This is a genomic window from Streptomyces sp. NPDC027663 (genome assembly GCF_055566415.1).
Genome location: NZ_JBVHSK010000019.1, coordinates 129,756 through 136,187 on the forward strand (window position 1 = coordinate 129,756; position 6,432 = coordinate 136,187).

Here is a 6,432-nt window from a genome sequence, read left to right on the forward strand (position 1 = left end):
CGGTACCCGCTCAAGGTGCGACGGGGACGGCTACGTCGGCCTCATCAGTACGGTCGGGTCGTTCGGTCCAGGCGGACGACGACGATGGCGATGTCGTCATCGGCGCCGCTGGCGAGGCCGAGGCGGGCGAGGAGGGCGTCGGCGAGGTGTTCCGCGCCGAATCCGGTGCAGGTGGCGAGCGTGGAGGTCAGGCGGGTCAGGCCGACGTCGATGTCCTCATCGCGGCGTTCGATCAGGCCGTCGGTGTAGAGGATGAGGGTGTCGCCGGGGGCGTAGGTGGCGTTGGCCTGCGGGCGGGGGACGTGTTCGGGTCGGGCGCCCAGGGGTGGGTCGGTGGCCTGGTCGAGAAGGTCGCATGAGCCGTCCGGGTGCAGGAGGAGAGGCGGGGGGTGGCCGGCGCTGCTGTAGATCAGCAGCTGGCTGTGGCAGTCGATGAGGACCTGCACGGCGGTGGCAGCCAGTGCTCCCTCGACCGAGCGGGCGTACAGCCCCAGCACCTCCAGCGCTTGGGCAGGACCGTGGACCGTGCGGGTAGCGGCGCTCAGTGCGCTGCGGAGCCTCCCCATGACGGTGGCGGCCATCAGCCCGTGGCCGACCACGTCGCCGACCGTGACGGTGAAGCGGTCCGCGGGCAGGTCGACCGCGTCGTACCAGTCGCCGCACACGTTCAATGATCCGGTCGCGGGCAGGTAGCGAACGGCGATGTTCGGGTGCCGGGCCAGGTCCGGGGAGTGGAGCATGGCTTCTTGCAGAGCAACCGCGATGCGCCGTTCACGGGCGTGGGCTTGTCGCAGTTCCTCGTTGAGCTGCTGCAGTTGCCGCGCCCGCGCGTACAGCTCGGCTTCCATGGCCGCTTCCCGGCCGGGGCTGACCGACGGCAGGTGCGCCGTGCGGCGGGCGCGGATGACGTCGGTCATGTCCTCTGACCGGTGGATGATCCAGACGACCTTTCCGTCCGGGCCCAGGACGGGCACGTTGATCGCGGTCCACCACCGCTCCTTGAACACCTCGGGGTTCCCGGGGACGGGGATGTCGTACTTCTGCAGCGCCATGTGATCCGTCTGGCCGCAGGACAGGACACGGTGCAGTGAGTCTTTCAGCGTAGCCACCCCGCTGGCATCCGCATCGGCGGGGTTGTCCGGGAAGGCATCGAAGAGGTACTGCCCGAGCAGCTCGGCCCGGCTCCGTCCGGTCACCTCGCAGAAGGCCGGGTTGGCGTCGGCGATCACCAGGTCCGTGCCGAGCACCAGGCACGGGCTCGGAAGGGCGGCGAACACCCCGGGGTAGTCGATCTTCGGTGTCACACGCATTCCCTGCCAGTCCCCCGCTCATCAATCTACGAAAGGTCCAGCTCCCACGCTCGCCGAACTCGCTCGTGGGCAGTGGGCCGGACAGCTGTGCACTGCACTGAGGAGGCGGATCGTGGTCGACATCGCCCGTGTACGGCGTGCCGACCACGCAGGCACGGAGGCCGTCGAGCGTGCACCCGGTCGCGCGTTCCTGCCGGGCCGGGCCGTACCTGCGGCCATGACAGAGATCCAGCCCGCAACCCCCGTGAAGCCTTCGAGGTGCTGCTGGACGGCAACCAGCGGTTCATCGCGGGCGCCCCGGCGCACCCGAACCAGGACGCCATCCGACGCACCGAGGCCGTTCCGACCCAGCGCCCGTCCGCAGCGCTGTTCCAGTGCTCCGACTCCCGCCCGGCCGCCGAGATCATCTTCGATCGCGGTCTGGGCGATCTTCTTCGTGGTGCCCACTGCCGGCCACGGCATGGGCCCGGAAGTGATCGCAGCATCGAGTACGGCGTTGACGTGCCTGACTGCCTCCTGGTCGTGGTCCAGTCGGGTGCACTCTCCTCGGCGGGACCTTTGGATGCCGGGTTTCTGGACCGCCGGCGGGAGCGGCGGCACGCAGCGCCGCCTCAACCCGGCGGTTGCTGGTCATGGTCGCGGTGACGGCGGTCATGGTGAGGAGGAGGCCGGCGGCGGTGTAGAGCGGGGTGCGTACGTCGTAGGTGGTGGCCAGCCAGCCGCCGAGGAAGGCGCCGAACGGGGCGGCGCACATGGCGAGCATGCGGGAGGTGGAGGCGACCCGGCCCATCAGGTGTGCGGGGACGATCGCCTGTCGGAGGGAGGGGCCGAGCACCATCGTGGCGCCCATGCCCGCTCCGCAGACGGCGAGCGCGAGGCCCGCGGCGTAGGGGTTCGGGGCGGTGGCAAGGCCCAGAATGGCGAGTCCCTCGACTGCGGCCGTACAGGTCAGTGCGGTGCCGGTGCCGAGTCGTCGGCCGAGGAAGGAGGCGATGCCCGCGCCGAGCAGACCGCCGGTGGCCTCCGCCGTGAGAAGCAGGCCGAAGCCGAAGGTACCGATGACGAGCCGGTCGTGCGCGAAGAGGGCGAGGACGGTCTCCACGGCGAGGAAGGCGACGTTCCCGACCGCCGGACGCAGCGCGAGGCCGAGTAGCACCCGGTCCCGGAAGACGTACGAGGCCCCGGCCCGCGCCTGCCGCAGCAGCGACTCGCGGACCTCCGGCACGGGCCGGGGCATGGCGGGCAGCGTACGTACGAGCAGTGCGGAAAGCATGAACGACACCGCGTCGGCGAGCAGCGGAACCGCCCGCCCGAGCGCGAGCAGCGCACTGCCTGCAGGCGGCCCCGCGAAGCCGGACATGGCGGTCTGGGCGCTGCGCAGGCGGGAGTTGGCGCGCTCCAGGAGCGCGGGGTCGCGGCCGAGCAGATCCGGCAGATAGGCCGTGGCGGCCGTGTCGAAGAAGAGTCCGCCGAGGCCGAGGAGGAAGGCGACAGCTGCAAGTAGCGGAATGCTCAGGAAATCGAGCGCGGCCGCCGCCGCGGGTATCGCGAGCAGCACCGCACGCGCCGTGTCCGCGATCCACATCGTGCGCCGGCGGTCCCAGCGGTCCACCAGCGCACCGCCGAGCACCCCGAAGAGCAGCCACGGCAGCGTTCCGGCGGCCGTGACGACGGCGAGCGCCATCGGATCCCGCGTCGACGTCAACGCGAGCAGCGGCAGCGCGGCATGTGTCACCCCGTCACCGAGCGAGGACACCGTCTGCGCAGTCCACAGCCGTCCGAACCCGGTCGGCAGCTCCCGAACGTCTGAGGTCACTTGGCGTCCCCTTCGGCCTGCTCGCGCGATGCCGGGTGGAACAGTGCGAAGACGAGTGACGCGTCCGGCAGCGACGGATCGGACAGCTCCCGGTACTCGTCCGCCAGAGCCTGCAACCGCGCTCCCAGCTCTGCGAACTGCTCCTCGGTGAGCCGCAGATGCGCCATCCGCACGTGCCGCTCGCCGTCCAACGGCGACGCCTCCAGATCCGCCACCGCATGCCGCATCAGCACATCCGGCCCTCCCTCGCCCGGATCCGGCAACACGATCGCCCGCGCGGCCATCGCGTAGTACCGCTCGGTGACCCCCCGCACCTTCCGCGTCCGCACCACCTTCACCAAACCGGCCCGCTCCAGCAGCCGCACGTGATAGCTGGAACTCCCCTTCTTGAGGCCCACCTGTTCGGCGATCTGGGTGATCGTTGCCGGCTCGAAGCGGAGCGCGGCCATGATCCTGTGGCGAGTGAGGTTGGAGACGGCGCGTAGCTGCTCGTCAGTGGTGACGTGAAACGTCTCGGGAAGATCATCGGCAGGCATGCGAGCAATGGTCAACGATTCTTGACCATTGAGCAAGGGGATTCCGCGCGGACTTCCAGAATCTGCCGTCCGGCGAGCCCTTCTACCGGAGCCCTCCACCCGCTGCCCGTCCGGGGAGCTGTCAAAAAGCCTTGGCATCCCGCCGGTACGCCCGGTATCGACCGGCGCGCAGAAGCTGAAGCGGCAGCTCGACGCGCTCACCACCGCCGGGTGCCGGAAGATCTTCGCCGACAGGAAGTCCGGGACGGACGCGCTCCGTGCCGAGCTGAAGGCGTGCCACGCGTTCCTCGACGCAGGCGACACGCTTGTCGTCCCCTCACCCGACCGCTACGGCCGCAGCCTCCAAGACCTCATCAACATGGTCGCCGAACTGCGCGTGCGCGGCGTCGGCTTCACCTCGCTGCACGAGAAACTGGACACCACCACCCCTGGCGGCCGAGCGGTCTTGCACGTCTTCGCCGCGCTCGCTCAGTTCACAGGCGAACTCATCGTCACCGGCACCCAGGAAGGCCTCGCCGCCCGCGCCCGCGGCCAGGTCAGCGGACGCCCCAGCTTTGCCACCGAGGAGATCATCCGGGCCGCCCGTGATCTGCTGCCCGACCCGGGCCGCTCGATCATCTCGATCGCCACACTGCTCGGCGTCTCGCCGGGCACGCTCTACCACCACATCCCGAACCTGCGCGAGCGGCGCGCCAGCGCAGTGCCCCGCCAGCTCGAAGCCCCCCTCCGCAGCAGCAAATCAGTCCGGTCGCACACCACCGCAATTCCACTGCGGCGGCCGTGTCCCGCACCCCGCGCAGTACGGCAGCGCTGCTGTCACAGAAGTAGACCTCCCAGGCTCTCGGCCGTGATGGCGCGCAGTTGCTGCTCCCCGGCGCCCGCACTGTGGGCGTCGAACAGGCGCTGGGCGTAAATGGGTGGGAGGTGGACGGTCAGGCCGCGCAGCCGACCGTCGTCAATGGGCGAGCATCGCGAGGGGGACCCAGCGGGTCCAAGAGCGGTAGCGGCGGACCTGGTGTTCATCGAGTCCGGCCAGCCCTTTCTCGGCCTGGAAGGTCTCTTCCACACGCCACCTCGAGCCAGCGGTCTTGACCAGCACAGTCAGCGGGACTGGCCCGGTGGAGTGGCAGCGGTGATAGGCGAGGTCGCCGGTGGTGCCGCTGCGGCGCATCAGTAGCTGGTGGCTGCCCGGCGTCGGGGCGACGAGGTCGACGACGGCCAAGTCGTAGAACCGTTGTCCCTTCGCACCGCGTCCGGCCGATAGCTTCTGCCGCGGCCCGCTTCGGCACCTTCTCACCAGGGCATCGGCGCGGAACCTCCCAGCGCCCGTGGCCATTTCGGCCGAGCAGGCCACGGCAAGGAGAGAGCCGATGCCGCGCTCCTGCAGCGCCGCGCGGAGTCTCGGGTTACCGCCATAGACTTCGTCACCCGTGACCCAGCCGACGCGGTGTCCGGCATCCCAGAACCGTTCGATCATCCCGAGGGCCACCGTGCGGGCTGGCCTGCCCGGCCCACTCCGCGACCGTCCAGCAGTTCTTGCGGGGCAGGTCCGACCGCAAGCCCAACACCAGCCGCCCGGCTCGCAGGCGTAGTTCTATCGGGCGAACTGTCGCGGGCTCAGTCCGCTGAACGGAGCTACCCAGGACGACTCCGACGCCATGATCACACCAGCCACAGCGAGATCATCTCAACTGCCGGCCATTCGCGGTGACCGATGAACCAGAAGTGCAGGCCGAGGAAACAGCTTTGCGCCCCGTGTGATCGGCGTGGAAGCTGGCTCGCCGGAGGTACTGAAGATGACCGACGTTGTGTTGAAGCTGTCAGCCCGTGACTTGGTGCATGCGGACCTGGCGTCGTGCGGGTGGGCGGGGTCTGACCACCACCTGGCTGGTGTCGCCAAGCAGTTGGAACGTATGCGGATCGGTGAGGTCGACTACCTTGCGGTCTGCCCCGCAACCAACGTTCCTGTGGCGAAGGGCGGCGTCGACTACCAGGTCAAAGACGGTGTCGGCACGTTGTGGCAGCTGGCGGTCCACCCCGCATTGCAGTCGTGTGGGATCGGCACGTTCCTTGTCGAAGCCGCAGAACTGCGGATCAGGAACCGCGGTCTGCGGCAGGCCGAGCTGGCTGTGGAGGAAAGCAACCCCCGGGCACGTGCACTGTACGAACGGCTGGGATATGTCGCGTACGACCGTCGGCCGGACTCGTGGGACGAGCAGGCCCCTGATGGATCGGTGCGCCACTACGAAACGATCTGCACGTTGATGCGCAAGGAACTCGCGTAGGCTCAGTCACCTTCACGGGACCTGCCTGCGAACGCGTTGTCGGCAGGTCTGATACCGCTGTTGGACAAGGTCCCAGCCGTGGCCGGTGTCGTCGGTCGGCCCAGGCACCGGCCCGAACAGGCTGTTCGCGGGCCGCGGCTACGACCACGACAAGTACCTAAGGCTGCTCTGGCAGCGGGGCATCCGCCCGGTGATCGCCGAATGCGGCCAGCCACACGGCACGGGCCTGGGTACCTTCAGCTGAGTGGTCGAACGGACGATCTCCTGGCCGCACGGCTTTCGCCGCCTGCGGATCCGATGGGAGCGACGTGACGACATCCATGAGGCCTTCCTGGGTCTCGCGACCTGCCTGATCACCCACCGACACGTCCGACGCCTCTGTTAGGACCTCTTAGAGGTCATCTCATTTGGTTAGTCTGCGGTAGCAGATGAGGGTGCAGGCGATGCTGGTGAAGGCGAGGAAGTGCTCGGCTTTGCGCTCGTAG

5 protein-coding genes and 2 pseudogenes are annotated in these 6,432 nt (G+C 69.1%); 3 read left to right on the forward strand and 4 right to left on the reverse strand.

What is annotated here, in order from left to right; translation table 11 throughout:
• Window positions 1–44: 44 nt before the first annotated feature.
• From ACZ4SF_RS34085 to ACZ4SF_RS34095, 3 genes are all read right to left on the reverse strand, one after another.
• On the reverse strand, window positions 45–1,304 hold the full coding sequence (locus ACZ4SF_RS34085) for a PP2C family protein-serine/threonine phosphatase (RefSeq protein ID WP_468392241.1): 1,260 nt from the start codon (window positions 1,302–1,304) through the stop codon (window positions 45–47).
• 409 nt (window positions 1,305–1,713) lie between these two features.
• Entirely contained in the window at window positions 1,714–3,105 is a 1,392-nt protein-coding gene (locus ACZ4SF_RS34090; RefSeq protein ID WP_468392266.1) for an MFS transporter, read from the reverse strand.
• Between the two features lie 17 nt (window positions 3,106–3,122).
• Window positions 3,123–3,662 carry an ArsR/SmtB family transcription factor gene (locus ACZ4SF_RS34095; protein ID WP_468392268.1) on the reverse strand — a complete coding sequence of 180 codons (540 nt, stop codon included), beginning with the start codon at window positions 3,660–3,662 and terminating at the stop codon, window positions 3,123–3,125.
• Window positions 3,663–3,690: 28 nt separating this feature from the next.
• Between ACZ4SF_RS34095 and ACZ4SF_RS34100 the strand changes: the two genes are divergently transcribed.
• The gene (locus tag ACZ4SF_RS34100; protein ID WP_468392243.1) at window positions 3,691–4,575 is read left to right on the forward strand and encodes a recombinase family protein; all 885 of its coding nucleotides are present in this window, start codon (window positions 3,691–3,693) and stop codon (window positions 4,573–4,575) included.
• A 42-nt stretch (window positions 4,576–4,617) separates the two neighbouring features.
• Here ACZ4SF_RS34100 and ACZ4SF_RS34105 read toward each other — a convergent pair.
• Window positions 4,618–5,337 (reverse strand): annotated as a pseudogene (locus tag ACZ4SF_RS34105) (transposase family protein).
• A 121-nt stretch (window positions 5,338–5,458) separates the two neighbouring features.
• Between ACZ4SF_RS34105 and ACZ4SF_RS34110 the strand changes: the two are divergent.
• Window positions 5,459–5,947 carry a GNAT family N-acetyltransferase gene (locus tag ACZ4SF_RS34110; protein ID WP_468392245.1) on the forward strand — a complete coding sequence of 163 codons (489 nt, stop codon included), beginning with the start codon at window positions 5,459–5,461 and terminating at the stop codon, window positions 5,945–5,947.
• A 48-nt stretch (window positions 5,948–5,995) separates the two neighbouring features.
• Window positions 5,996–6,332 (forward strand): annotated as a pseudogene (locus ACZ4SF_RS34115) (transposase family protein); the annotation flags it as partial.
• Window positions 6,333–6,432: the final 100 nt, after the last annotated feature.